This window comes from Kiritimatiellia bacterium (assembly GCA_028715905.1).
Classification (GTDB): Bacteria; Verrucomicrobiota; Kiritimatiellia; order JAAZAB01; family JAAZAB01; genus JAQUQV01.
Window position 1 is genome coordinate 2939 of record JAQUQV010000086.1, and the last position, 3436, is coordinate 6374.

The window sequence follows — 3436 nt, forward strand, 5'->3', positions numbered from 1 at the left end:
TTCGGGTGATACACTTTTGCGTAGAAGTTTAAATAAGACCGGCGGATCGCCAGCCGGGAAAGTTTTGGATGGCGGCACTGCCGCCTTAGAAAAAAGATGATTGCGCGAATTATTTTGATGATGACAGCGATTGCTATATCCGCGCCGGCTTGGCCGGCCGGCATCAAAGGCTGGCCGGTCGGCGTATGCGCAACGCAATATCTCAGTAGCGCCGATCAGACCCTTCAGCCGGCCTTGTTTTATGCTCCGAAAATGACAAAGAAGAAACCTTTGCTGGTGGCGCTTCATACATGGTCGGGCAGTTATCGCCAGCCTGAGCCGGATTATGCGCGTTGGTGTATTCAAAATGGATGGTGCTTTATTCATCCTCATTTCCGTGGGCCGAACTGGACGCCTCAGGCGCTTGGCTCGGAACTTGTTGTTCAGGATATCGTCAGCGCGGTTCAGTTTGCTCTGAAAACATATGGAATTGATCAGGATCAAATCTATCTTATCGGCGTGTCTGGCGGCGCGCATGCCGCGTTGCTCATGGCGGGCAGGCGTCCGGATATCTGGGCTGGCGTGTCGGCTTGGTGCGGAATATGCGATCTAAGGCAATGGTGGAAAGAGCGCGGCCCAAAGAACCGCTATTCGCAAAATATTGAGGCGGCATGCGGCGGATGTCCCGAGATTGATGGCAGAGCGGCGGAAGAATGCGTCAAACGGTCTCCGGCAGCTTATTTGGCGAATGCCAGGACGGTCAATCTTGACATTAACGCCGGAGTGAAGGATGGCCGTTCCGGAAGCGTGCCTTTTACGCATTCTTTGCGCGCTTTTAATATTGTTGCTCAAGAAAATGATAAAATCTGCGAGTCGGATATTGAATGGTTTTATAAGGAAATGAAAGCGCCTTCCCGGCTGTTAGGCGAGGTCTTTGACCCGCTTTATGGCCGGCAGAAGCCGCTGTTCCGGAAAATATCAAAGAATGTTCGTGTCACGATTTTTGATGGCGGACACGAAATTATTCCTGCGGCTGCCTTGAATTGGCTCGCGCAACAACGCAAAGGCAGTCCTCCAGTCTGGGAAATCAAGTCGCCGGTGAATTTTGAGTCGCTGGAAGAGATCACTAAATCCGGATTGTAAAAAGCGGAAAGTTTTTACCCGAATATTACACGAACATCGCGCAACATGGTTTAACCCCGCGTGAGCGGTCCAATGGTTAATTTTACGCGCCCGTATACGCAAAATTAAGGCAATAAGTATACATGGTTAATCATATATGAAAGGATAAAGATCATGAAAGCGTATTTTCCGGCGGTTTCCGCGCGCAGTCTGTGCGCGTTCCTGATTTGTTTTTCTGTTACCGCTTTTTGCGGCCGGGCCGCCACGACCTACTACGTGGCGACGAATAATGCCGGTATTGATCCATACACCAGCTGGGATACGGCCGGTTCCAATATTATCGGGGTGGTAAATACCGCCCAGGAAAACGGGGCTGACAACACGGTGCTGGTGTCGAATGGGACTTACCAGCTGACCAATCAGATAAATATTACCAACCTTCTTGCGTTGCAAAGCGTTAATGGGCCGGCCGCCGCGGCACTGGACGGTCAAAACGCCGTGCGTTGCATATCTATAAGCAACAGCGCGCCGTTGGTGAACGGGTTTACCTTCACGCGCGGATATGCGATTTTTAATGGCGGTGGCATTCAGGTTGCCTCATCCGCAGGCACGGTAAGCAATTGCGCTTTCTATAATAACTGCGTAAACCAACATGGCGCCGGGGTTTCTTTCTACAATGCAACCGCTGGAACCGTAGCCAATTGCATGTTTTACCAGAATACCAACGGCACTGCAAATTCTGGTTTGGGTGGTGGGTTATGTTATGTAAATTGTTCGCTCGCGGTGCTAAAGAACTGCATTTTTTGGGAAAACCGGGCGTTAAACACCAATCTAACAGGGGGCGCCAACGTCCAGGGCTATGGCGGCGTGGCAATCTATAGTTCACCGGCGCAGGTTCAAAACTGTCTTTTTTACCGCAATGATAGTAAAGCTAACGGCGGCGGCCTGGGGTTTTCCACAATGGGTACCAAATCCGCTTTCGTGGATAATTGCACATTCGTGGGCAATACGGCGTCCAACTTAGGCGGCGGGATTTATATGTCCAATTTTGTTAATGTGGTTGCGCGTAATTCAATTATCTGGAGCAATACCGCTCCGACCCATGCTGATGCGTCTTTGGCGACCGCCAATCTGACCAACTGCTGCATAAAGGACACGAACGGAGTCATCAACTGGAACACTTCCGGGAATATCACCGGTAATCCGTCATTTATGAATGCCAGCGCGGATAATTATCGCCTGCAAAACAATTCGCCTTGCGTAAACGCCGGGATTAACCAGAATTGGATGACCAACGCGGTTGACTTGGACGGAAAAAGCCGCATTTGTTACGGCACGGTTGACATGGGCGCATATGAATGCATTCACGGTGGGGCGATTTGTGTCTTCAAATAAGATTGAAGTGTGTTCCGAATAATCATATGTTAGAACCTGAATTTTACACGCGAAGCGCGCAAAATTCAGGTATTACCTTTGGACAAACGCAACGGGAAATTAAACCATGAAGGAGGACGATATGTTTATTCGCCGGAAATCAACTGGTTTTTTGGGGTGCGCGGTTTTGATCGCGTTAACCGGATTATTAAGCGCCAGCCGCGCTGACGAGGATTTTGTCCCGGACGTCAGACAATATCCGTGCGGCCGCGCCGCGCACGCGATTGCAATTGACGGCAGGCTGGATGACGCGGCCTGGAAGGACGCGCCCCGCGTCACGTGTTTTTATGACACGCAAAACGACGGCCGTTCGGCGCCGATCCCCCGCGAACAAATCGCCGTAAGTTTTTTATACGATGAAACCAACCTGTACGTCGGCGCCGTGATTCGCGACCGCGATATTGTTTATGACCCGGAACATCTTAACAAGGACAAGGAAACCCTGTTTCTGGACGGGGACGTGTTTGAATTGTTTGTCCAGCCGGACGCAAACTCTCCGCGCTATTTTGAAATACACGTTAATCCCAACAATGCGGCGTGGGACGCCGCGTTTCCGGCAAGAAATTACATGCGTTTCCTGGATCCGACAAAATGGAACTCCGGCTTGAAATCAGCCGTGACGGTGCGGGGGACGGCCAACGAGCTTGATGAAGACGAGAGCTGGACCGTGGAAATGGCGGTGCCGTTATCCGCGCTTGCGGCCCGGAACGGCCGGCGGTTTGCCGTTCAGCCCGGCGCACTATGGCGATTTTCGGTATGTCTTTACGATTATTCATATTATTACGATGATTGCGGCAACAACGGCGCGTTAAAATATTACTCCTCCTCAAAGTATCCGCGGCTCGATTTCCATTTGCGCGGCGCATTCAACTTTTTGGAATTCAAATAATCCGGCGTGAAA

At 51.0% G+C, this 3436-nt stretch carries 3 protein-coding genes; all 3 read left to right on the forward strand.

The features are described 5' to 3' along the window. Positions 1-252 precede the first annotated feature (252 nt). The 3 genes from PHP98_11195 to PHP98_11205 all read left to right on the forward strand — a co-directional run bounded on the left by PHP98_11195 (position 253) and on the right by PHP98_11205 (position 3424). Entirely contained in the window at positions 253-1122 is an 870-nt protein-coding gene (locus PHP98_11195; protein ID MDD5484194.1) for a prolyl oligopeptidase family serine peptidase, read from the forward strand. Positions 1123-1275: 153 nt separating this feature from the next. Next, on the forward strand, positions 1276-2496 hold the full coding sequence (locus tag PHP98_11200; protein ID MDD5484195.1) for a choice-of-anchor Q domain-containing protein: 1221 nt from the start codon (positions 1276-1278) through the stop codon (positions 2494-2496). Between the two features lie 106 nt (positions 2497-2602). Further along, positions 2603-3424 carry a carbohydrate-binding family 9-like protein gene (locus PHP98_11205; protein ID MDD5484196.1) on the forward strand — a complete coding sequence of 274 codons (822 nt, stop codon included), beginning with the start codon at positions 2603-2605 and terminating at the stop codon, positions 3422-3424. Positions 3425-3436 lie beyond the last annotated feature (12 nt).

Excerpts from the sequence above, each read along its gene's own strand:
- PHP98_11195 (MDD5484194.1), top strand. The coding sequence starts at position 253 with ATGACAAAGAAGAAACCTTTGCTGGTGGCGCTTCATACATGGTCGGGC.
- PHP98_11200 (MDD5484195.1), top strand. The coding sequence starts at position 1,276 with ATGAAAGCGTATTTTCCGGCGGTTTCCGCGCGCAGTCTGTGCGCGTTC.
- PHP98_11205 (MDD5484196.1), top strand. The coding sequence starts at position 2,603 with ATGAAGGAGGACGATATGTTTATTCGCCGGAAATCAACTGGTTTTTTG.